This window comes from Streptomyces sp. AK08-02, assembly GCF_033795085.1.
GTDB classification, from domain to species: domain Bacteria; phylum Actinomycetota; class Actinomycetes; order Streptomycetales; family Streptomycetaceae; genus Streptomyces; species Streptomyces echiniscabiei.
This window is the reverse complement of sequence record NZ_JARAZV010000020.1, coordinates 63,754-85,366: the sequence shown is the minus strand read 5'-3', so window position 1 is coordinate 85,366 and position 21,613 is coordinate 63,754. Positions and strand designations below refer to the sequence as shown.

At 71.1% G+C, this 21,613-nt stretch carries 18 protein-coding genes; 5 read left to right on the top strand and 13 right to left on the bottom strand.

Annotated features, from left to right (window positions below; all coding sequences use genetic code 11):
- Positions 1-27: 27 nt before the first annotated feature.
- The gene (locus tag PV734_RS36190; protein WP_319093028.1) at positions 28-816 is read right to left on the bottom strand and encodes a transporter substrate-binding domain-containing protein; all 789 of its coding nucleotides are present in this window, start codon (positions 814-816) and stop codon (positions 28-30) included.
- Positions 817-1,112: 296 nt separating this feature from the next.
- On the opposite strand from PV734_RS36190, the gene PV734_RS36185 reads away from it, so the two are divergent.
- The gene (locus tag PV734_RS36185; protein WP_319093029.1) at positions 1,113-1,934 is read left to right on the top strand and encodes an IclR family transcriptional regulator; all 822 of its coding nucleotides are present in this window, start codon (positions 1,113-1,115) and stop codon (positions 1,932-1,934) included.
- Positions 1,935-1,998: 64 nt separating this feature from the next.
- Here the strand turns inward: PV734_RS36185 and PV734_RS36180 are convergent, their stop codons facing one another.
- Positions 1,999-2,247 (bottom strand): hypothetical protein, encoded by a 249-nt coding sequence (locus PV734_RS36180; protein WP_415924322.1) that lies wholly within the window; start codon positions 2,245-2,247, stop codon positions 1,999-2,001.
- Positions 2,248-2,358: 111 nt separating this feature from the next.
- Here PV734_RS36180 and PV734_RS36175 point away from each other — a divergent pair, with 111 nt between their 5' ends.
- Positions 2,359-3,093: a DUF4142 domain-containing protein gene (locus tag PV734_RS36175; protein WP_415924321.1), complete on the top strand. Its 735-nt coding sequence runs from the start codon at positions 2,359-2,361 to the stop codon at positions 3,091-3,093.
- Here PV734_RS36175 and PV734_RS36170 read toward each other — a convergent pair.
- Positions 3,038-4,792, bottom strand: coding sequence for a glycoside hydrolase family 13 protein (locus PV734_RS36170; RefSeq protein ID WP_319293654.1), 1,755 nt, complete (start codon positions 4,790-4,792; stop codon positions 3,038-3,040). The two genes, PV734_RS36175 and PV734_RS36170, sit on opposite strands and share 56 nt — an antisense overlap.
- A 337-nt stretch (positions 4,793-5,129) precedes the next feature.
- Between PV734_RS36170 and PV734_RS36165 the strand changes: the two genes are divergently transcribed.
- Positions 5,130-6,077 carry an LAETG motif-containing sortase-dependent surface protein gene (locus tag PV734_RS36165; RefSeq protein ID WP_319093031.1) on the top strand — a complete coding sequence of 316 codons (948 nt, stop codon included), beginning with the start codon at positions 5,130-5,132 and terminating at the stop codon, positions 6,075-6,077.
- A gap of 112 nt (positions 6,078-6,189) precedes the next feature.
- On the opposite strand, the gene PV734_RS36160 is transcribed toward PV734_RS36165, so the two are convergent.
- The gene (locus PV734_RS36160; RefSeq protein ID WP_319293758.1) at positions 6,190-7,209 is read right to left on the bottom strand and encodes a nucleoside hydrolase; all 1,020 of its coding nucleotides are present in this window, start codon (positions 7,207-7,209) and stop codon (positions 6,190-6,192) included.
- 165 nt (positions 7,210-7,374) lie between these two features.
- Here PV734_RS36160 and PV734_RS36155 point away from each other — a divergent pair, with 165 nt between their 5' ends.
- Positions 7,375-8,400, top strand: coding sequence for a hypothetical protein (locus PV734_RS36155; RefSeq protein WP_319293652.1), 1,026 nt, complete (start codon positions 7,375-7,377; stop codon positions 8,398-8,400).
- 33 nt (positions 8,401-8,433) lie between these two features.
- Here PV734_RS36155 and PV734_RS36150 read toward each other — a convergent pair whose 3' ends face one another.
- Positions 8,434-9,156 carry an ANTAR domain-containing protein gene (locus tag PV734_RS36150; RefSeq protein ID WP_319093033.1) on the bottom strand — a complete coding sequence of 241 codons (723 nt, stop codon included), beginning with the start codon at positions 9,154-9,156 and terminating at the stop codon, positions 8,434-8,436.
- Between the two features lie 266 nt (positions 9,157-9,422).
- On the opposite strand from PV734_RS36150, the gene PV734_RS36145 reads away from it, so the two are divergent.
- Positions 9,423-10,058 (top strand): hypothetical protein, encoded by a 636-nt coding sequence (locus PV734_RS36145; RefSeq protein ID WP_319093066.1) that lies wholly within the window; start codon positions 9,423-9,425, stop codon positions 10,056-10,058.
- A gap of 84 nt (positions 10,059-10,142) precedes the next feature.
- On the opposite strand, the gene PV734_RS36140 is transcribed toward PV734_RS36145, so the two are convergent.
- The 8 genes from PV734_RS36140 to PV734_RS36105 all read right to left on the bottom strand — a co-directional run bounded on the left by PV734_RS36140 (position 10,143) and on the right by PV734_RS36105 (position 21,418).
- Positions 10,143-10,820: a hypothetical protein gene (locus PV734_RS36140; protein WP_319293650.1), complete on the bottom strand. Its 678-nt coding sequence runs from the start codon at positions 10,818-10,820 to the stop codon at positions 10,143-10,145.
- Positions 10,817-11,437 (bottom strand): sigma-70 family RNA polymerase sigma factor, encoded by a 621-nt coding sequence (locus PV734_RS36135; RefSeq protein ID WP_319293648.1) that lies wholly within the window; start codon positions 11,435-11,437, stop codon positions 10,817-10,819. The genes PV734_RS36140 and PV734_RS36135 overlap by 4 nt, the downstream gene beginning before the upstream one ends.
- Positions 11,438-11,505: 68 nt before the next feature.
- Positions 11,506-12,243 (bottom strand): TIGR03943 family putative permease subunit, encoded by a 738-nt coding sequence (locus tag PV734_RS36130; RefSeq protein WP_415924320.1) that lies wholly within the window; start codon positions 12,241-12,243, stop codon positions 11,506-11,508.
- The gene (locus tag PV734_RS36125) at positions 12,240-13,235 is read right to left on the bottom strand and encodes a permease (protein ID WP_319093037.1); all 996 of its coding nucleotides are present in this window, start codon (positions 13,233-13,235) and stop codon (positions 12,240-12,242) included. The genes PV734_RS36130 and PV734_RS36125 overlap by 4 nt, the downstream gene beginning before the upstream one ends.
- Positions 13,236-13,585: 350 nt before the next feature.
- Positions 13,586-14,821, bottom strand: a complete 1,236-nt coding sequence (locus tag PV734_RS36120) for an acyltransferase (RefSeq protein ID WP_319293644.1) — start codon at positions 14,819-14,821, stop codon at positions 13,586-13,588.
- 134 nt (positions 14,822-14,955) lie between these two features.
- A complete protein-coding gene (locus PV734_RS36115) occupies positions 14,956-15,975 on the bottom strand; it encodes a hypothetical protein (protein WP_319293642.1) in 1,020 nt (339 codons plus the stop codon).
- A 39-nt stretch (positions 15,976-16,014) separates the two neighbouring features.
- Positions 16,015-17,949 carry a DNA/RNA non-specific endonuclease gene (locus PV734_RS36110; RefSeq protein ID WP_319293640.1) on the bottom strand — a complete coding sequence of 645 codons (1,935 nt, stop codon included), beginning with the start codon at positions 17,947-17,949 and terminating at the stop codon, positions 16,015-16,017.
- An 82-nt stretch (positions 17,950-18,031) separates the two neighbouring features.
- Positions 18,032-21,418: an ALF repeat-containing protein gene (locus PV734_RS36105; protein ID WP_319293639.1), complete on the bottom strand. Its 3,387-nt coding sequence runs from the start codon at positions 21,416-21,418 to the stop codon at positions 18,032-18,034.
- Between the last annotated feature and the right edge of the window lie 195 nt (positions 21,419-21,613).

The window sequence follows — 21,613 nt, the reverse complement described above, 5'->3', positions numbered from 1 at the left end:
TCCTCCTCAACAGGTCGACAGGGGCTGTCAGTAGGAGGGGTTGAGGGGGAACGGGCGCTCGACGCCGAACCACTTCTTGTAGAGGGCGGCGCCCTCGCCCGAGGTGTTGAACTCGCGCAGCCAGGTGTCGACCCACTGGAGCCAGGTCGGGTCGCCCGCCTGGACGCCGATGCCGTTGTACTCCAGCGGCACGACGGAGTCCTTGGTGACCTTGAGGGAGGGGTCCGTCTTGGCCTGGTAGTTGAGGAAGTTGGAGTCCTCGACCATGGCGTCCGCCTGGCCCTGCTTGACGGCGAGGACGGCGGCGGCCGAGGTGTCGTACTCCTGGATCGTGGCCTTGGGGTTGCCGGCCTTGACCGCGTCGCCGTTGGTGGAGCCCTTGGTGACGGCGACCTTCTTGCCGGTCAGGTCGGCGAGGGTTGAGATGCCGCCGGCCTTCTTCACCAGCATGACCTCGCCCGCGACGATGTACGGATCGCTGAAGGCGACCTGCTTGGCGCGTTCGGCGGTGGTGGTGAAGTTGCAGACCACCGCGTCGACCTTCTTGGTCTGCAGGTTGGGGATGCGGTTGGCGGACGTCGTGTCGACGATCTTCACCTTGACGTCGAGCGCCTTGGCCATGGCGGTGGCCACGTCGACGTCGAAGCCCTGGGGCTTGTTGTCCTTGCTGAGCGAACCGAACGGCGGGAACGTCAGACAGCTCGCGACGTTCAGCGTGCCGCGCTTGATGACCGCCTGGAGCGTCGAGGAGGCGGCTCCGGACCCGGTGGAGCCGGTGGCGGAGCTGCACGCGGTGAGGAATGCGGCGCTGGTCACACCGGCACAAATCACCATCAGAGGGCGAGTACGGTGACGAAGGCTCATCAGGGGTTTCCTTCGGGGAGGGCTGCGACGCCGAGCGGCGAGGACGGGCGACGAAGACAGGCGGCGAACGTCGACGGTCACCGGAGATGGGGCGTACGGGGACGCCTTGTTTTGCTATGCAAAACTTCATTTCGCATAGTGCGATGCGGAACGTTGGGCAGAAGTTAGCCCCGGCTCTTCGCGGTCGTCAATGGGCGATTTCAATATGTGACATCCCGTTTTGCTATGCAGCACGCTAGGATGCCTGGGTGACCGAGACACCCGAGTCCTCCGAGACACCCCCGGCCCGCCGCAACGCCTCGTCGTCCCTGCGCCGCGCGCTGGGCATCCTGATGTACCTGGCCGAGGACCGGGGCCATCCGCACGGCGCCACACTGACCGACCTCTCCGCCGGGCTGGAGCTGAGCAAGTCCACGGTCCTGCGCCTCGTCGGCCCTCTGCGGGACACCCGGCTCGTGGACCAGGACCCCGAGTCGGGCCGCTACCGGCTGGGCCCGCAGAACGCGCTGCTCGGCCACGCGTACCTGGAGCGCCGCGACACCCGGCAGATCACCTCACCGGTGCTGCACCAGCTCGCCGAGGACAGCGGTGAGACCGTGCACCTCGTCACCTTCGACCCGCCGGAGATCGTCTACATCGACAAGGTCGAGAGCCCGCAGGCGGTCCGGATGCACTCGCGCGTGGGCAGCCGGCAGCCCGCCTACTGCACGGCCACCGGCAAGGTGTTCCTGGCCCACGGCCCGGGAGACATGGTGGACAAGGTGATCGCTGCGGGCATGCCCGCCCGTACCCCGGCCACCATCACGACCGCGGAGCGCATGCACGACGAACTGGCCCGCATCCGCGCCCTCGGCTACGCCGTCGACGACGTCGAGAACGAGCAGGACATCCGCTGCGTGGCGGCCCCCGTGTACGACCACAAGGGCGAGGTCTCGATCGCCGTGAGCATCTCGGGCCCGGCGGCCCGCGTCACCCGCGACCGCCTCCCCGAACTGGGCGCACTGCTGGCGGCGGCCACGGCGACGATCACGGAGAGCCTGGGCGGGGCGGGGCGACCCGCGGAGGCGTGAAGCCGCCGCGAGACCGGACCGGGGAGGGGCGGGAGCGGAGAGGGTCAGGAGCGGGGCGAAGCCGTCAGGAACCGTCGTCCGAGGAGCTCTGACCGCCCGAGCTCCGGCTGGAACGGGACGACTTGCGCATCGATTCGCCCGCGGCCAGCGTCAGCCTGGCCACCCCGCGCACCCACCAGGGCCCGCCCCGCGACGCCCACACGACACAGACGCAGCCTCCGACGACCAGCAGGAGAATGCCGACCAGTACGAGTATCTCCATGTTGTTCCCCCGCTCCAGGGCCCTCGGTTCCGGGCCCGTGACACCCGACATCCTGTCAGTTCATGGCACAGCTTTTGCGCGGGCCATACGGAGACGAAAGGTTCCGGGCACCGCTCCTCTCCGTATACCTCCTCGACGACTCCCGTCGCTTCAGGAGGCAAGGTGCGTTTCACCCGGAGCTCGACCGGCACCCTTTTCGTGGGTGGCGCGCTGGGTCTGACCCTGGCCGCGCTCGCCTACCCCGCCATGCTCGGTGTCCAGACTGTGTCCAGTTCGCCCACCCGGATCGTCGCGCAGACCTCGTTCGGCCCGTTGACGGAGGCCGACCGCGACTTCGTGGTGAAGGTGCGGGCGGCCGGGCTCTGGGAGTACCCGGTCGGGCAGATGGCGATCGCGAAGGGGACCTCACCGGCGGTCATCACCGCCGGGCAGCATCTCGTCTCCGGGCACGCGGCACTGGACGCGACCGTGCGGCGGATCGCCCCGCAGCTCGGGGTCACCATTCCCAACCTGCCCAGTCCGCAGCAGCAGGGGTTCATCTCCACGCTGACCGCGGACAGCAGGGGGACCCAGTTCGACAGCGACTTCGCCAACATCCTGCGCATCACCCACGGGTCGATCTTCAACACCGTCGCCAAGATCCGGTCGACCACCAAGAACACGCTGGTCCGCGCCCTCGCCGACCAGGCCAACGTCACCGTCCTCGACCACATCACGGTCATGGAGAAGACGGGGCTCGTCAATTTCGACACGGTGCTCTTCCAGGAGACCACCCCGCCGAAGCTGCCCGCCTCCGACGTCACCCCGCCCGTCCCGCAGCCGGGCTCCCCGACCGTCGTCCTCACCCCGCCGCCGGACGTCGCCGGCTATCCGGCGCCGAGTCCCACGGCAGGGTGAGCACCGGCTGGGACAGGTCCAGGCGGCTGCCCAGCCAGACCGTGGTGTCCGGGCCCAGCCGTCCGTCCGGCTCCAGCGGCGCGCTGCTCAACAGGACGTCCCCGGGCGGCAGTTCGACCGGCGCGGCCGACAGGTTCGTCACGCAGCGCCAGTCGTCCGTACGAGTCAGGTCGAGGACACCGGGCACGGATTCCGCCGCCCAGGTCAGCTCCTCGCCGTCCAGCAGGCGACGACGGAGGCCGAGGGCCGTGCGGTACAGCTCCAGGGTCGAGCCCTCGGCCCCGTCCTGTGCCTCGACGGCGTACGACGCGAAGACCGGCGGCTGCGGCAGCCAGGCGCCGCCCGCGCCGAACCCGTACGACGGACCGGTCGTCGTCCACGGCAGCGGCACCCGGCAGCCGTCGCGGCCCTTGCTCGTGTGCGTCGTCTGTTCCCAGATCGGGTCCTGGAGGGCCGCCGCAGGCAGGTCGGCCACCTCGGGCAGGCCCAGTTCCTCGCCCTGGTAGACGTACGACGAACCCGGCAGCGCCAGCATCAGCAGCGTCGCCGCCCGGGCCCGGCGCAGGGCGGCGGCCTCGTCGACCGGCGGGGTGGTGCCGTCCGACAGGAGCCAGGCGTTCAGGTCGGTGCCCGGGGGGAGAGACAGGCGCGAGGCGTGGCGTACGACGTCGTGGTTGGAGAGGACCCAGGTGGCCGAGGCGCCCGCCGAACGGGCCGTGGCGAGGGAGTCCGTGATGACCCGGCGCAATTCCTCCGCGTCCCAGCCCGCCTGCAGATACTCGAAGTTGAAGGCCTGGCCGAGTTCGTCCGGGCGGGCGTACAGGGCGCGACGGGCGCCCGGGACCCATGCCTCGGCGACCGCCATACGCGGCGGGGTGTAGGCGTCGAGGATCTTGCGCCAGTCGCGGTAGATCTCGTGGACCTCGTCGCGGTCGAAGAACGGGTGGGTGCCGGGCGGGAGGGCGGCGAGGGCCTGTTCACCGCTCAGTTCCGGGGCGCCGAGGTCCCGCAGCGGCACGTCCAGGTCCTTCGCCAGGGCGTGGGCGACGTCGATGCGGAAGCCGTCCACCCCCCGGTCGGACCAGAAGCGGAGCGTGGTGCGGAAGTCGGCGCGGATCTCGTCGTTGGCCCAGTTGAGGTCGGGCTGTTCGGGCGTGAAGAGGTGCAGGTACCACTGGCCGTCGGGCGCCTGGTCCCCGGTCACCCGCTGCCACGCGCTGCCGCCGAACACGGACTGCCAGTCGGTGGGCGGAAGCTCGCCGTGCGCGCCCCTGCCGTCCCGGAAGACATAGCGGTCGCGGGCCGGGGAGCCGGGCGCCGAGCGGAGCGCCTCCTCGAACCACACGTGCCGCCGGGAGGTGTGGTTGGGGACGATGTCCACCATGACCTTGAGGGCGAGGCGGTGCGCCTCGGCGACCATGGCGTCGAAGTCGTCGAGGGTGCCGAGCCGGGGGTCGACGTCACGGTAGTCGGCGACGTCGTAGCCGCCGTCGGCGAGTTCGGAGGGGTAGAAGGGGGAGAGCCAGAGGGCGTCCACGCCCAGCGCGCTCAGATGCGTCAGACGCCGGGTGACGCCCCTGAGGTCACCCAGTCCGTCGCCGTCGGCGTCGGCGAAGCTGCGCGGGTACACCTGGTAGAAGACGGCCTGACGCCACCAGTCGGGGTCCTGGGAGGAAAGGTCGAGAGTCGGTTCGGGCACTCGTTGTCTCCTTTGCTGTGGCACTTCTGCTGTGGCTCTTCACCGGCGGGAAGACGAATCCAGAACCCAAACTGTCCACTTCGCCGGGAACGTGAACCTACGCGCCCCCGGAACACACCCGTCCTTGTGTGGCGAAATGGTAATTAAGCGCGAACATCCTTTGCATTCCACCAAGTTGACACCCCGGGCCGCACGATTCACGATGTGCGAACGCTGTGGCGCATATGACCAGTGGGCCTGGCGTTCCTTCCACCACACTCTCCCCGGTACGGCCTGGCAGCGACGTGCTGTCCTCCCGCCGAACCCGGGTTCTCGCACACGCGAAGATGGGATCCGCATGTCCATACTGAGTCGTGTAACCGCGCTGCACCTCCTTGGAACGGGCGCGGCCACACTCGCCCTCTGCGCGGCCTCGGCCTCGGGGGCCTGGGCGACGGGCACGCCCGGCGGTGACGGCTGGGGCTCCAAGACCGGCGGCTACAAGCCCGGCGCCGGCGCGGGCACCAAGACCGAGACCGACCGCTGCCAGTTCTCCCTCGACGGGCAGAACTTCTTCGACTCGGTACGCGTCGACGACCAGAACCTCAAGCCCACCGACGACGGCAAGGTCCACGTCAAGGTCCGCACCGCCGGTGACGCCAGCACCTGCACCGCCTCCCTGGCCTCCTACATCGCCCACGGTCCCACCTTCGGCACCTCCGGGCTGCAGGTCTTCGTCGACTTCGACACCGTCACGGTCACGCAGGGTCAGACCGACTCGCTCGACATCGCGGTGCCGGACGCGGGCTGCTTCGCGCAGATCGACCTCTACCGCGGCAAGGTCAAGTTCGACGGCGACTTCGACGCCAACGACGGCTTCGAGCACGGCGACCTGCCCAAGGGCCCGGACCGTCCGGTCATCAAGGACAAGCTGATCGCCGCCTGGAACGGCGGTACGAAGGACTGCACGACCACGCCTCCGCCGGTCGAGGAGACCCCGGGCAGCCCGACCCCGACGCCTCCGGCCGAGGAGACCCCGGGCACGCCGACTCCCTCCGAGCCCGTGTCCGAGACCACCCCGCCCGCCTCCGAGACCCCGGGCACGCCGACTCCGTCCGAGTCGACGCCGGAGTCCACCCCGCCGGCCACGCCGACGACCCCCGAGGGCACCCAGCCCCCGCTGGCCGAGACCGGCGGCGGCAGCGCCACCGGCCCGATCGCGGGCGGTGCCGCCGCGCTGCTGATCGGTGGCGCGGCGATCGTGATGGCGACGAAGCGACGCAAGGCGGGTCGCGCCCATTCGTGATCACGAACATGCTCACGAAGGTGAGCATGTCCTGAGCAGGGCCTGATGTACGTCCGCCCCGGTGCGGCTCCTCGCGAGCGGCACCGGGGCGGACGTCGTCGACGGGACGCTGCTACGGGTTCCGGCCCTCCACCGTCCGGAGATACAGCTCCACGTACCGGTCCACGTCGATGTCCAGCGCCACGTCCACCAGCGGTCGCGCACGGGCGCCGTGGTGGATCTCGGACTCGCCGGGGCGCGGTCTGCGGTCGACGATCGTCTGGCCGCGGGCCGGGCCCGGAGCGAGGGAGACCTCGACCGGCAGCAGGCTGGTGGTCAGCCCGGCCGGGTCGGCGACCGAGCAGACGGCGCCCGCGTCGCCGAGGCTCCCGGTGGGGGTGGGGTCGCCGGTGGCGGCCGGGTCACGGTGGGCCAGCAGCTCACCGGCGAGCCGCGCACCCGGTTCCGTGCTCGCGCGCAGCCGCTGGACATCGGCCCACGGCACGACGACGCGCCGGAAGACGTCCAGGCCGTACATCGTGATCGGCACCCCGGCGGTGAGGAGCACGGCGGCGGCCTCCGGGTCGTGCCACACGTTGAACTCGGCGACGGGAGTGGCGTTCCCGACCTCGACCGCGCCGCCCATGAAGACGATCCGCTCGATGTTGGCGGTCACCTCGGGGTGCGTACGCAGGAGCAGGGCGATGTTGGTGAGCGGGGCCATCGGGATCAGCGTGACCGGGCGGGGCGAGCCGAGGATCTCGCGGCGCAGCAGGGTCACCGCGTCCACGTCGACGGGCGTCCGGGTGCTGGACGCGGCCAGACCGAGGTCGCCCAGGCCGTCCCGTCCGTGCACATGGGCGGCGGGCCGCGCGGGCTCGAGCAACGGCCGCTCGGCCCCGCGCGCGACGGGCAGATCGGGGGCGCCCGCCTGGTCGAGGACGGTGAGGGTGTTGCGTACGACCTGGTCGACGTCCGTGTTCCCGGCGACGCAGGTGACCGCGCGGAGGTCGATTCCCGGGTGCCGTACGGCGAACAGCAGGGCCAGGGCGTCGTCGATGCCCGTGTCGCAGTCGATGATGACGGGCACGGGGAGATCCGAACTCGGCTGTGCGTCGGGGCCAAGGGGCTGGACATGGGGCTGGGCGTGGATGTTGGGTTCCGCAGTCGTCACGGTGAGGGCTCCTTTCCCGGCTGCACAGGTTCTCAGAGTCCGGGCCGTCTCACCCGTACGGCCCGGCCCGGTGGTGGGACCGGGCTCGCGGTGGTGCCGTCGGAGGAGCGCTCTGACGTACGGCACCTCTGGAGGAACCCCTTGATGACCCGTCGGCCCTCGCCCCGCGCGGTACGTCTGCTCGCCTCGGCCCTCGGGATGGGCACCCTGCTGACGATGGCCGCGTGCACCCACGACGGGTACCACGCCGGGAGCGGCACGGAACTCAAGCAGGCCAGAGCCGCCGCCTCCCCCACTCCCGCACAGCACGCCTCCCCCTCCCCGACCGCCCCGCAGGCCCTCACCGACGCGCAGGCCCGGGGCGCGCTCCTCACCGACGCCGACCTCGGGGCGCCCTGGACGCCCAGCGAGGGCGCCGCGCTCTGGCGGGACGCGCTGCTCAAGGCGACGGCGGACAACACCGACTGCGGACGTCTCCTCGACGCCGTGTACACGGAGGAGCTGTTGGGCGAACCGGCCGGCGCGCGTGCCGTCGCCGGGTTCGACGACTACGACGACGGCGGGCAGCTGCGCTACCAGGTCAGCGCCGCCCACCGGGCCGACGTCGACGAGCGGCTCGCCTGGCTGCGGACGATGCCGCAGAAATGCGCCCGCTTCACGGCGGTCGGGCCGCGCGGCGCCCGCCAGGAGGTGCGGGTCAAGGAGGTCCGGCTGCCCGAGGCGGGGGACGCCCGGCAGGGGCTGCGTCTTTCGACGAGGGGCGAACTGGACGGTGCCCCGGCCACGCTCACCCTGGATCTCGCCGCCGTACGGGTCGGCGACGACGCGATCGTCCTCACCAACGGTGGCCTGGCCGAGCCGCGCACGGAGTACACGGTCCACGCCCTCCAGGTCGGCGCCGAACGCCTGAAGCAGACCAGGCAGGAGACCCCGGTCCCGCCACAGACGCCGGTGCGGGACGAGAGCCAGAGTCCGACGCCTGCAGCGAGCCCGAGCCCGACGCGGGGCCCGGTCCGGCCCGCGCCCCGGCCTCAGCCCCAGGAGCAGCAGAGCGAGGGCAACGGTGAGGGACAGAACTCGGAGCAGGCACAGGAGCAGGTGCCGGGCCAGAACCAGGACCAGAATCAGGACCAGGACCAGGGGCAGGACTCGGAGGAGGACCTGTACTGACCCACCCGCGCCCCGGACACTCCACCCCAGCGGCTAACCCCTGTCGAGCCGCCTCCGCCGCCCCACCACCTCTCGCGCCACCGCGAGCACCGTGCGGCTGTGGGAGTAGGCGTGCGCGCGCAGACGTACGAGGGCCTCTTCCGCGTCGACGCCGAGCTGGACCATGAGCATCCCGATGGCCTGGTGGATCTCGTCGTGGTCCGCGACCAGCCCGCCCAGCCGGGCCGTCCTGGACAGGTCGGCCAGCGACACCGTCACGACCCTCGCCACGCAACCGGCGGTCCCCAGCTCGCCGGGTGTCAGCTCCCCGACGGTGTCACGGTAGAGGTCCAGTGTGCCCACGCAGATCCGACCGCTGCCGAGGGGCAGCGCGTACACCGCGCACACGCCCAGTTCGCTCGCCTCCTGGGCGAAGACCGGCCAGCGGCGCGCGTCGCGGCCGGCCGTCAGATCGGACGCGAGCACGGGAACGCCGGTGGAAGCGGCACGCGGGCCGGGCCCGTCGCCCAAGGTCGCCTGTATCTCGGCCAGTTGGGCAGCCCGCGCGTCGGTCTCGGTCAGCCGTAGGGGCACGCCGTCGGCGCGCAGCGAGACACTCGCGCCGGTCACCGGCAGCAGCTCGACGGCGACATCGCACAGCCGCCGGGGAATCTCGCCGGGTCGGGAGTCCCGTACCCGCTCGAAGATCGCGTCAGCCAGCCGCTCACGACGCCGATCGTCCCCGTCGCGCCGACCGTCCCCGAACCGCACGGACATCGCCTCCCGGAGTCCTTCGAGTCCTTCGAAAGCCCCGGGTACCCACGGCCCGATCTTTACGCATGCACACGCCGCTGTAAATCGATCGCCCCAGGTCGGCATGGCCGTCAGGGGCGGCAAGGTGTAGGTAGCACCACCCCCACATCGGCCACTCAGGGCCAGGGACGAAGCGCGCCGCGACCGGCACGATCGCTTACATGAACAAGACGACGAACACACAGCAGCAGACAACGCGGCAGACCACGGAGACACCCCACCCGACCGGCATGAGCGAGCGGACCGCACGTCGCCTGACCGGCGTCGCGGGTATCGCCAGCGCCGTCGCCCTCATCGTCGAAGTGCCCCTGTACTTCATCTACTCGGGCCCACCCCCGGACGCGAACGTCCTGGCCCGTCTCCTGGCCGGGATCATCGCGCTGGCGTTCCTGATCGTCTTCGTGACGAGCTTCCGCGAACTGGCGAAGCGGGTGAACCCGGCCTACGAGTGGGCGGCCTCGCTGGCCTGCTCGACGGGCCTCGCCTACGCGACGATCACCCTGGTCTCCATGGGCCTGGAGGCCGGCGCGGTGATCGCCACCGACCACTCGATCGACCCGACGATCGACGTGAACGGCACCTACATCCTCTACGGCTCGATCAGCCGCCTCCTGCTCGCCCTCTTCCTGACGGCGACCGCCTACACGATCGCCCGCACGAACCTCCTCCCCCGCTGGACCACCCGCTCGGCGTACGTCCTGGCAGGCATCAACCTGGCCTTCGTACCGTCCCTGTTCTTCGGCAACACCCCGGCCCACTTCTACGCGGCGAACGGCTGGGGCACGACGGCCCTGATGGGCGCGATCCTCAGCTACTGGCTACTGGCCCTGGGCATCTCGACGTACCGCAGCGGCGCGAAGCACTGAGACCCCCTCAACTGCCTTACCCCATAGGGACACAGCGACGCCCGCCTCCCCGGCAGGGCGTCGATGTGTCCGTATGGGCGTGTGTCAGCCCGCGGGAGCCCCGAAAGCCTGCTGGAACATGGTCCGTCCCTCGGTCGTGGCCACGCTCGTGCCGCCGCAGATCGGGACGACGCCGTCGTCCGCGGTGACCAGGTACTGGGTGCCGACCTCGAAGATCGTGGCCTCCGCGTACCCCTCGTCGTTGGTGAGGCGGACCTCGTCGGGGCGGTCGGTGGTGGCGCGGTACCAGTGGTCGACCCGCAGGTCCACGCGGTCGCCCCCCTTGGCGGTCACCGTGCCCTCGAAGGCGAGTTGGTGGCGGCGGAGGAAGTCCGGCGTGGGTTCCACGCAAGCGGGAGCGATCGAACCGCTGTCCGCGAGGGTCAGGGTCAGGGGTCGGGCGTGGGGAGCGGCCGTCGCCGTACGTGAGCCGGCGTGGTCAGCCGTCCCGCTTCCACCGCTCACGGCCCCCCAGGTGACACCGCCTCCCACCACCAGCAGGGCGGTGAACGCCAGAGCCGGGACGAGGCGCCTGCGCGGCCCTGCGCCCACTGTTCTTGTACGCGTATCCGTAGGTGCGGTTTTGGTGTTGGTGTTGGAGTTGGAGTTGGAGTTGGAGTTCATCGTGGCCTCCACAAGACGGGTGACGTCGGGTCGCGGAGCCTTCGAGGTCAGTGCCGGGTCCGTGGCCTTCAGGTGGGCCAGCAACTCGTCGTCGTTCATCGACTGCTCCTTTCGTTTCCGTTTCCGTTTCCGGTACCGGTTCCTTGTCCTTCGTCCGTCTCATGTCCGGGGCGTGGGCCGGTCTTTCGCTCCAGCTGGGCCGCCAGTCTCTTCTTCGCCCGGTGCAGCCGGATGCTCACGGCGTTCGCGCTCAGGCCGGTCACCTCGGCGATCCGGCTCGGGGTCAGTTCCTCGTACGCCCACAGGAGGACCACCTCCCGGTCCAGCGCGCGGAGTTGGGCGAGCGCCGTGTGCAGGGCGGTGTGGTCGGGGCCCTCCGTCTCCCGCGCCGGGCCCGCCGCCGTCCACGTCAGGCGCTCCAGCAGCGAGCGTCTACGCCGGTCCGCGCGACGGGCGTTGGCCAGGCAGCCACGGGCCACGCCGTAGCACCAGGGCAGTACGGCGTCGGGGTCAGGGGCGTGCCCCGCCGCCTCCAGGCCCGGTACGTCCTCGATGCGGCGCCACAGCACCAGCAGCGTCTCCGAGAGGACGTCGTCGACCTGGTCGGGCTCGGCGCGCCGCAGCAGATAGCGGTGCAGCGGCTCCGTCACGACGTGCGCCAGCGCCTCGAAGCGGGCCCGCTGATCCCGGGTGGCCCTCTGTTCCGTCTCCGTCATCGATTCCACGACCTGCCTTGTCCGGCACCCGTGGAATCCTTTCACCATCGCTCGGTCACGAGTGACGGTCAGCGCTTCTCGTACGGGTTCGACGGCTCCGCGACCGTCCGTACGGACCCCGCGTCCAGCACCGGTGGCCAGGCCGCGTCCGAGCCCAGCTTCCCCTTGGGCATCCAGGTTCCGGTGACCGTGACCCAGGTGTCCGTCACCGGGGCGTCGGCGTCACGTATCTCGACCTTGCTCGTCGTGGCGTCGGCCGCGCAGCAGGAGACGAGGAGGCGGGTGACGTACCAGGTGCCGTCGTCCCCGTGGGTGACGAAGCCGGTCAGCCGGACGGTACGGCCCTTCAGGGACCGTCCGCTGTCGAAGATCGCGCGCGAGCCGAACTCGCCGACCGTCAGCTCCAGCGGATTCCCGGCGGGCAGCGCGGGGAACGTACCCACGCCCTGCGCGGCCCGCTGAGCCGCCTCGCGGTCCGCGCTGTACGAGCCCAGGGCGGGCGGCGGGAAGAGGAGCAGCGCGAGGGCGGGAAGCGTGAGCAGCCAGGCGACCCGGGGGCCGTGACCGTGGCCGTGACCGTCGCTCTGATCGTGCCCATGGTCATCGTGTTCGTCGCCCTCGGCCGGTCGCCGCGCCAGGGCGGCCACCACCCCCAGCAGCACCAGCACCACCCCGGACACCACGAGGTACGGCCGCAGTCCCTCCTGCACGTACCGCAGATACAGCTCGCTGAACAGCGCGATGCGCAGTACCGCCCCGCCCGTCAGCAGCAACAGGACAGCGGGCCCGTACCCTCTCCCCCTCACAGCAGCCACCACCCGACGACGACACTGCTCGTCACCGCGACCACCCATGTCACCGACGAGAACCGGACGGCGAAGGACCGGCCGAAGGTGCCCGCCTGGAGGGCGATCAGCTTCAGGTCGACCATCGGACCGACCACCATGAAGGCGAGCCGGGCCGTGGGGGAGAAGCCGCTGAGGGAGGCCGCCACGAAGGCGTCGGCCTCGCTGCACACGCACAGGACGACCGCCAGTACGGCGAGCAGCACCACGGCGAGCCACGCCGAGCCGGTGAACACGTCGAGCACGGACCTCGGGACGACGATGTTGAAGGTCGCCGCCGCCCCCGCGCCCAGCACCAGGAAGCCGCCCGCGTGCAGGAAGTCGTGCTGGAGCCCGGCCGAGAACCCGCGCCAACCGGAGGGCCCGGAGGACGACGGCCCACCCACCGGTGCGGGCTTCCGCAGCCACTCGTCCCGCCCGAACCGCGCCCACAGCCAGCCCATGACCACCGCCGTGACCAGGGAGGCCACCAGCCGCCCGAGCACCATCCTCGGCTGCCCGGGGAAGGCGATCGAGGTCGCGACCAGCACCACGGGGTTGATCGCCGGCGCGGAGAGCAGGAACGCGAGCGCGGCGGCCGGGGCCACCCCGCGCCGCATCAGGCTCCCCGCGACCGGCACGGACGCGCACTCGCACCCGGGCAGGACGACCCCCGCCGCGCCCGCGATCGGCACGGCGAGCGCCTGGTTGCGCGGCAGCAGCCGGGTGAACACCCGCTCCGGCACGAACGCCCCGATCGCCGCCGACACCACCGTGCCCAGCAGCAGGAAGGGCACTCCCTGCACCACGACCGCCGTGAACACCGTCCACCAGGCGGCCACGGCGGGCGTGTAGAGGTCGAGGGCGAGGGTCGGCCCGAGTACGGAGGCGACGGTGGCGATGGCGATCAGCGCGGCACCACCGACGACGGCGTACACGAACGCGCGAGCGACGGACCGCAGCCCGTCGGCCACGCTCCACCCTCCCTCGGGCCGGCCGTACCCTCCGCCGCCGACGTCGTGCTCGCCGTTCACCCGCTCGTACCGTCCAGGTCGAATGCCCGCATACCCACACACCCAAATGCCCACAGTTCGGCCGAAGGCTAACCGACCCCGCTGTGCGCTGCCCTCGATTCGTCAAAGAGGAGGCTGTGCGGGCGCCGGGCCCAGGGTCGTGGTGCCGGGGGCCGTACGATGCCCCGGCCCCGTCCGGTACGCGTCCAGCGCCGCCTCGACCCGGCCCGGCCAGGGTGAGCGGCTGTCACTCGTCCGCGTGGCCGAACTCCTTGGCCCTCGGGTCGCCCGGCGTCACTTGGTCACGTGCCTCACAACCGGTCCAACCGATGCGCCACACCACGCCCCCACCGCTGCAGCGGCACCTCTACACAGTGGTAGGTCAGCACACACACCGGTAGCAGCGCCACGTAGAAGACCACTTCGGCCACCACGTTGTCCTGCCGCCACCGCCCGAACCTGTCGTCGCTCACCGCCAGCAGTACCGGATGCATCAGATAGACCGAGTAACTGATGGTTCCCAGCCAGATCAGCGGGCGCGGGATCCGGCGGTGGCGCAGTGCCAGGCCCACGCCGAAGGTGAGTACGGCCAGCAGGAACGCCGTGATCCAGCCGCGACGGGTGAAGTTGGACGTGTCACCGTGCCAGTACGCGCTGCCTACGGCGCAGCACAGCACCACGACCGTCGTGCACGCCGCGTGCCGCCATGTGCTCTGGCCGTGCTCGGCCCGGTACACGGCGGTGCCCAGGAACATCACGGCGAGGATGACCAGTCCCTCCCACATGGGGACGGTGCCGTTGAAGGCGACGAGGACGAGGGCCAGTACGCCGCCCAGCAATCCCCCGAGCAGACGCGGTGCGGGCGATGCCGAGCTCGCGCAGCAGATGGCGAGCAGCATGGCGACGGCGGCGAGCGCGATCAGTGGGCCCCGGCCGACTGTGTCGGAGACCACGGAGGCCGGAAGTGCGACCCCCGCCGTCACGCTCGTGGCGGCGAGTACGGCGAGGGTGGCGGAGATCGCCGCCGACCGCTCGTGCAGGCGGACCGTGAAGAGCGCGACGACCAGCAGGTAGAAGGCCATCTCGTACGAGAGCGTCCACAGGACGAGCAGGAGATTGGGCGTGTCCAGCAACTCCTGGAGCATGGTCACATGAGCGAGGGCGACCGCGGCGACGCTCTGCCCGTCGAACTCACGCCGCTGCGCGAGGCCCAGCATGTCGAGGGCGAGGAGAGCGGTGACGGCGACCGCCCACAGCGGGTACACACGGAACAGCCGTCCGACCCAGAACGTCCGGACACTGCCCCTGCGTTCCAGGGAGGCAGGGATGATGTAGCCGCTGACCAGGAAGAACACCATGATGCCGTAGCGGCTGGTGTTGAACTGCGGCATCAACTCCTGTCGGAACTCCGCCATATAGGAGTACGAGGAGTGGTCGAACACCACGACGAGAGCGGCGAGGCCGCGTAGCGCGTCCAGCCAGCCCAGCCGCGAGAAACCGGCCGACGCGACGGACACTGGCCTCCGAACGGAGCTGAGCTCCTCCATCGGTCGAGGTGCGTGGCGTGGGGATCCCATACCAGTGATGACGTGTCCTCCCCCGTCGATGTTCAGCTGTTCGCCGATCACCCGCCGCCAGGTCTCGTTGCCCTGGAAGGTCCTGTCGGCTCCTGGTGTGCCGGTTACTGGACCAGTTCGATGTGGGGGTGGGTCGGGTCGGCCGGGCAGGCGTGGAGCTGGAGGCTGTAGCCGCGGGCGATCCCGATCAGGGTGAAGTTCGCGGGCGGGGTGCCGAGAGGGAGTGGAGTCGGGTTCGTCCGCTCCTCCTCGGGGGCCCAACTGTCGCTGCCGGCGTCCCATTCGAGGGTGGCGACGGTGAGGAGCGGGAGCGCCTCGGTGCCGCACTCCGGGCAGTGTCGGGGCATGGGGTCGGAGAGGCCCCAGCGCGACCAGCCACCGGTCTTCCAACCGGGCGAAGTGGACAGCTCGTTCTCGTAGAAATCCTGCGTGCCGGCGGGGCGGGAGCCATCCCACCGGCTCGGGTCTCCCAGCTCCTGCCGCAGCTCCTTGTCCAGCTCCATGAAGGCGGGGTACTCCGTGATCTGCTCCGGTGCCAGCAGGCACGGCTCCGGAAGATAGCCCTGGGACTTGATCGCGGGCGGTTCGGGCGGCGCTTCCAGAATGTGGGTGACGGTGCCGGCGGAGCGCCAGAAGACCGCGGTACGGGGGTGGGTCGGGTGGTCGAAGGGGCACCAAAGGACCTGGAGGAGGTCAGTGCCGGGCGGGCTGAACGGGAGAGGGACGTCACAGGCGTACAGCTGGGCAACAGGGAGCAGGGGAACCGGGCCCTCGGGCCAGGGGCGGCCCTTGAGGATCCGCTTCTCGGTGGCCAGTTCCTCGGGCGTGGGCCGGGAGGCCGGGCTGCCGATGTGCCGTCGACTTGCTATCGCCGCGTGGGTACGGCGGAGGAGCCGGATGTCGTCCGGGGACAGAACCCTGCGCGTCGCACCCCTCTCGTGTGGTCCGTCACATAGCGGCCACGGCTCGTCGGCGGGCCACAGAATCGGCCCGCCGACAGAGCTGTCGTGCACCGTCGGCGACCCCGGCCGTGGGTGCAGCCGGGTCGCCGTCCGCGCCAGCGGGGCCAGATGAGGGAAGAGCGCGGTCACGTCGACCGACCGCGGCGGGGTGGTGAAACTCATGCTGGCTCCCGAGGGCACGGAACGAGGTACGGAGAGGGATCAGTTGCCGAGGCTGTGCGCTCCGCCGGTCTGGGTGTTGGGGATGTAGACGTTCCCAAACATCGGTTCGACTGAACCGTCCTCGCGCTCGATCTTGGCGCTGATCGTAACGCCCACCGGAATCGTGCTGTCGGCGGTCGTGTATCTGGGAGTCACCTCGTAGAAGATCGCGTCGTCCTCACTGAACGAGGCCAATCGCACTTCGTCCCGGACCTGCTCCTCGTACTCCCACATGCTGCCTGCGCCGGTGTTCATCCCGACCTGCCAGCAGGGCACGAGGTTCTTCGAGATCCGCCCGCCGAGAATGTTGGCGACCAGGTGACACCGGGCGAGCTGCTCGGTGAGATGGTGCGCGGAGGCGTAGTCGGCCGCGTCCAGCCAGCCGGTGATCTCTCCGCCGGCTTCACTGCCGGGGCCGGGCACCTTGCCCAGACAGGCGGTGGCCTTGGTCGCCCGGTAGCCTGCCGCGCTCGTCCCGTCGTTCTTCCTGACGTGCGGGACTGCTTCGGTGGTGTTCAGGATCCAGCCGTTGCCGGCCGGGCGCGCGCCCGGCGGCGAGATCCCCAGGCACTCCGCGTACGAGCCGTCGAGCGACGTCGTGAGCGTCAGCTTGAACTGGTCGGCGTCGATGACCCGCTGGCCGGCGAAGCCGTTGGCGAGCTGTCCATCCGCGAACTGCTTGTCGGCGGCGGCGACGTGGGCGCGCACACACCGCTGGGAGGTGTCGAGGCTCGGACCCCCGTTGAGTTCGTGGATGACCCATCCGCCGGAGCCGTAGTAGGGAATGAGCTGGGCGCACTCAGCGCCGTCCCTTCCGCCTTCCTTCGTCTCCGCAAAGGGGAACTGGGCACAGGTGTCGGTCGGTATGAGGTCGCTGGCGTCCGCGAACGGCTCCGACGCTCCGCTTCCACAGGTGCTGCTCGCACGGCCGGCCACGCCGCTCGTCGACCGGGTCAGCGCGCTGTTGAGTCCCCAGCGGTCGGTGAGGCTCTTCTGGGCCCACAGATACGCCGCCACCGCGCCGCCGTGGTCCGAGCCCTGCGTGCTCATCGACAGCTCTGCCGTGATCGACGGAATCGCACAACCCGCCACCGAAGTGCCGCCGACCGCGTCGTCACACCTGATCTGACGCGAGTTCTTCCACGACGCGTTCGGGTCGGTCGCCGTCGCGCCCGGGGACGTCACGTACATCGCGTAGGCCGTGTAGAAGGAGGCGGAGGAGCCCGCCGTCTGCGCCGAGGAGAAGGTGACGTTGCCGGTGAGGGTCTGGTTGAGGGTGATGGCACCGCCGAACCAGGGGGCGGTCTTGGTGGCCGTGCATCCGGCGTCGCACGAGGCGCGGAACTTGGCGTTCAGGGCTTTGACGTCGCCCTGGGCCAGGGTCATGGTGACGGAGACCTGCTCGTTCCAGGTCGTGGCCGTCGGGGAGAGGTCACCGCCGGTGGAGATCGCCAGGACGCCGCGTCCGATCTCCACACCGTTGCTGTTGCGGAGGATGTAGGTGACGTTGATGCCGGTCACGCAGTACGAGAAGCGCTCGTAGCCGTAGTTGCCGGGGCTGGTGATGTCGCAGCTTCCCGCAGCGGCGGCTGCTGCCGCGGAGGCGGCAGGAGCGGCTGCGGCCGCGCGGGTCTTCGCCTTCGCGGGGGCGGGGGTGACCGTCACACAGGACTCGACGGCACCCGCGCGGCGTTCTTCGGAGCCCGGCGCGGTGGCGGTGCAGTCCTCACCGGAGCCGGCCGCGAACCTGCTGGTCGCGGTGGTCTTCGCGCTGGGCGCCGCGGACTTGGTGGTGGACGGAGCCTTCGTCGTCGCGGATGGCTCGGCCGCCTGGCTCGTCGCGGCTGTCGTGACGAGGGTCAGGGCGGTGAGGACGGTCAGGACCGTCGAGCGGGCGCGTCTCGTTGCGGCGCGCCCGCCAGGTATTCCATGCATGGAGGCAGGAACTTTCCGTAAGGGGAAGGGGGCTGGGGGGCGCCGCCTGGTGCGCCGCCCCCGGGAGAGAGAACGGGCGGGATCAGGCCGCCTTGGCAAAGATGTCGCTGAGGCTCTTCGTGATGCCGGAGACCAGGTCCTCGCCGCTTTCTGTGATCTTGCCGACGACGGGCTTGACGAGGCTGCCGCCGAGCGCCTTGTCGGCGGCGCCGACCCACTTGTAGGCGCCGAACGAGACCAGGCTCAGGCCGGTGCCGGCGGCGGACTCCCAGAAGGCGCCGCTGGTGAACCCGTGCTCGATGCCCGTGAAGAGGGTGCCGAGGGCGCCCGCGCCCGTGGAGACGCCGGCGAAGAAGCCGGCCGCGGCGAGGGCCGGCGGGAAGACGAAGGCCGCGAGGGCGCAGCCGGCCGACAGGAACCCGGCGCCGATGCTGACCACGTTGGCGGCGTCCGCGTAGAACTGGGCGTCGTTCCACCACTCGTCGGCGTCGCCGTTCGCGGTGCCGTTCGGGTTGACCTGGTTGTTCTTGTCGTTGTCGGCCGGGTTCTGCTTGGCGTCGCGCTGCTCCTGGGCCTTGCGCGCGGCCTCCTTGGCCTTCGCGATCACCTCGGCCCGCTTCTTGTCGGCGACGATCTGCTTGGCCTGGGCGTACGCGGCGGCGGCGGCCTTCGCATCGGCGGAGGCGGCGAGTTCGGCGGCGCGGGCCGCGGCGGCGGAGCGCTGGGCCTCGGCGGAGGAGGCGAGGGCCGCGCGCGCCGAGTCGACGGCCTTGTTGGCCGAGTAGTTGGCGGAGCGGGCGGCGCCGCGGGCGGTGGCTGCGGCGTTCTTCGCCTTGGTGGCAGAGGCCTGGGCGGCGGCGGCCGACTTGTCGGCGGCCTCGGCGTTGTCCCGTGCCTGCTGGGCGTAGTCCTTGGCCTTGGCGGCGGAGTCGAGCGCCTTCTGCTGCCACTTCTGAGCCTCGGCGGCGGCATTGCGGGCGTCGGCGGCGGCCTTCGAGGCGAGAGCCGCGTCCTCCTGAGCCTTCTCCGCGATCTTGGCGGCGGCGGCGATGGCCCCGCGGACGGCGGCGACGTGGGTGGCGGTGTCGAAGTCGAGCTGGGCCGTCCGGTACTGGATCACGGTGATGAAGTGGCGCAGCATCCACGCCGGTCCTTCGAGCGCGACCTCCGCGTAGGCCTTGGTGAAGGCGCCCGCGATGTTGATCAGCTCGAAGGCCCGGACCTGATCGTCTTCCTTGACGGCCAGCGGGTAGTCATTGTCGAAGAAGAGGTTGAGGGATTCGGTGGTGTTCTCGTCGAGCGCCTTGTTGCCGGCCTTCTTGACGGCCTTGCCGGTACCGCTGTCGCCGAGGATCTTGCTGATGCCGACGCGCAGGTCCTCGTCCGAGGCACGCTTCATGCCGCCGGTGAGGAAGTCGCCGACGGCCTTGGAGCTGGTGCTCTCCAGCGCGGCCGCGGCGGCCGCGGCGACCTTCGGCCCCCCGACCGTCGCCACGTGGAGGGTGGTCTCGCGGTCGTCCTCCGACTGGGCGAGGACCCGGTCGAGGTCGATCCAGGCCCAGACGTCGTCGTCGGAGCCGGCGAGGGCGTGCTGGGCGGCCTGCCGGGTGTTGGCCCCGCGGGCGTCGATCAGAGCGACCGCGGCCTGCCTGCCCAGGGTCGCGGCGACCGCCATGTCGCCGGAGTAGAGGGCCTCTTCCGCCTTGGAGATGAGGTCCTTGGTCGCTTGGGTGGTGCGCTCCTGCATCTGCCGCTTCTCGCGGACGTCGGACAGTTCGTCCTGCTCGATGGCGGCGAGCTGCCGGGCCTCCTCCATGGCCTGCTGCTTGTCCTGCTCCAGGGTCTGCGCCTCGGCGGCGCGGGCGGCCTGCTCCACCTTGATGGCGTCGCTGACGGCCTGGGTGGCGACGTTGGCGGCCTTCACGGCCTCCCCGGCGTGGGCGGTCGACCTGTTGGCGTAGTCGACGGCCTGACCGGCGTGCTTCACGGCCTCCTCGGCGGCGTCCGCCGCCTTGTCGGCGTGGTCGGCGGCGGAGTTGGCGGCGTCGCGGGCGGTGCGGGCCGCCTTGGCGGCGGCGGTCGCCAGTGCCTGGGCGGCGGAGGCGGCGTTGGTGGCGCGGTTGGCGGCGCTGGTGGCGATGGCGGCCTGGCGCTTGGCCTCGTTGGCCTCCGCCTGGGCCGCACCGGCGGAGGCGGCGGCCTGGGCCGCGGCGGTCGCGGCGGCGGCACTGTTGCGGGCGGCGGAGGCGGCGGCCAGGCCGGCGGCCGAGGCCGCGTCGCCGGCGAGGGCGGCCTTGGCGGCAGCGGCGGCGGCGGTGCGGGCCTTGGCGGCGGCGTTGCGGGCGGCCACCGCGGCGTCCTTGGCGCCCTTCGCCTGGCCGGCGTCCTTGGACGCGGCGATCGCGGCGTTGTAGGCGCGCGCGGCGGCGTTACCGGCCTTCGCGGCGGCCTGAGCGGCGCCTACGGCGGCCCAGGAGGCGCGACGGGAGGCATTCACAGCGGCGTTGGAGGCGTTGACGGCGTTGCGGGCGGCGTCGGCCGCGCCCTTCGCCGCACTCGCGGCCTTGCGGGCCGCGGCCCCTGACTTCTGCACGTCGCTCTGGGCGGCGGCGGCCTCGGCGGCGGCCTTCTCGGCGGCCTCCTTGGCCTTGGTGGCGGCGGTCTCCGCGCGGGCCCCGGCCTCGACGGCCAGGTTCGTCTCGCGCTCGGCGCGCTTGCCCTCGCGCTCGACGACGGCCACCAGCTCCTCGATGGTCGCCGACTCCTGGTCACGGGCTCGCGCGATGTGCTGGCCGGTCTCCATAAACCAGTCGACGTCGTTCGCGGTGCCGCTGAGCGCGCGGTCCGCGTACTTCTGCACCTCCGGGCCACCGGTCGCCAGCATGGCGCTGACCTGGACCCGGGTGTCCTCCAGCCGCGCGTCGTACTGCTCGTCGGCGAGGAAGGCGATGAGGGCCTGCTCGGTGCCGGCGTTCAGGGCGGCGTTGGCCTTGCGCACCACGGCCCTGTCGCCGGTGGACGCGACGATGTTGGTGGCGACCTGGAGGTCCTCCCGAATGGCGGCGGCGAAGCCCTGCGAGAGGAACCCGGCTATCGCTCCGTCGCCGTTGTCCAGGGCGGCGACGGCCTCGCGTCGCAGGCCCTTGCCCGCTCGGTCCAGACTGCGGACGATCGCGACACGGTTGTCCTGCACGACCTGCTGCGGCAGCGTCTGAGCGAGGAAGGTCCGGATCTCGGCGTCGGTCCCGTAGAGAGCCTTGCTCGCGGCGGCCTTGACCCCCCTGCCGCCGGTCAGCCACGCCCGGACGGCCTTGGCGCGCTCGGTGTCCGGCAGCGGCACCGGGCCGGCGCCCGCGGTCTCGGCAGCCACGGCGGTGGCCGGCCACAGGACCGAGGGGGTGGCGGCGACAGCGGTGGCGGCCGCGACCGCGCCGAGGACGCGGCGTCTGCTCCAGAAAGCTGTCTGCATGCGGGAATTGCCCTCCTACGAGTAATGCGCTGACGTGTCGGATTTCGCGTCGTGACGGACGGTGGACCCATGGGCCGGCGTTCGCCACGAGTCGCAGACAGTACCAACTGTGCAGGAATTTGGCATGAGTTAATCCCGCCGAAAGCGGAACGGGTAATTCAGGCATGGCTATTTGACGGATCGGCACATTCTTTA

What these genes read in the sequence shown, in the direction of transcription:
- PV734_RS36180 (WP_415924322.1), bottom strand. Translation starts at nt 2,247, where the DNA reads ATGTCGGGTGTCACGGGCCCGGAACCGAGGGCCCTGGAGCGGGGGAAC.
- PV734_RS36165 (WP_319093031.1), top strand. Translation starts at nt 5,130, where the DNA reads ATGTCCATACTGAGTCGTGTAACCGCGCTGCACCTCCTTGGAACGGGC.
- PV734_RS36155 (WP_319293652.1), top strand. Translation starts at nt 7,375, where the DNA reads ATGACCCGTCGGCCCTCGCCCCGCGCGGTACGTCTGCTCGCCTCGGCC.
- PV734_RS36150 (WP_319093033.1), bottom strand. Translation starts at nt 9,156, where the DNA reads ATGTCCGTGCGGTTCGGGGACGGTCGGCGCGACGGGGACGATCGGCGT.
- PV734_RS36145 (WP_319093066.1), top strand. Translation starts at nt 9,423, where the DNA reads ATGAGCGAGCGGACCGCACGTCGCCTGACCGGCGTCGCGGGTATCGCC.
- PV734_RS36140 (WP_319293650.1), bottom strand. Translation starts at nt 10,820, where the DNA reads ATGAACGACGACGAGTTGCTGGCCCACCTGAAGGCCACGGACCCGGCA.
- PV734_RS36135 (WP_319293648.1), bottom strand. Translation starts at nt 11,437, where the DNA reads ATGACGGAGACGGAACAGAGGGCCACCCGGGATCAGCGGGCCCGCTTC.
- PV734_RS36120 (WP_319293644.1), bottom strand. Translation starts at nt 14,821, where the DNA reads ATGGAGGAGCTCAGCTCCGTTCGGAGGCCAGTGTCCGTCGCGTCGGCC.
- PV734_RS36115 (WP_319293642.1), bottom strand. Translation starts at nt 15,975, where the DNA reads ATGAGTTTCACCACCCCGCCGCGGTCGGTCGACGTGACCGCGCTCTTC.
- PV734_RS36110 (WP_319293640.1), bottom strand. Translation starts at nt 17,949, where the DNA reads ATGCATGGAATACCTGGCGGGCGCGCCGCAACGAGACGCGCCCGCTCG.
- PV734_RS36105 (WP_319293639.1), bottom strand. Translation starts at nt 21,418, where the DNA reads ATGCAGACAGCTTTCTGGAGCAGACGCCGCGTCCTCGGCGCGGTCGCG.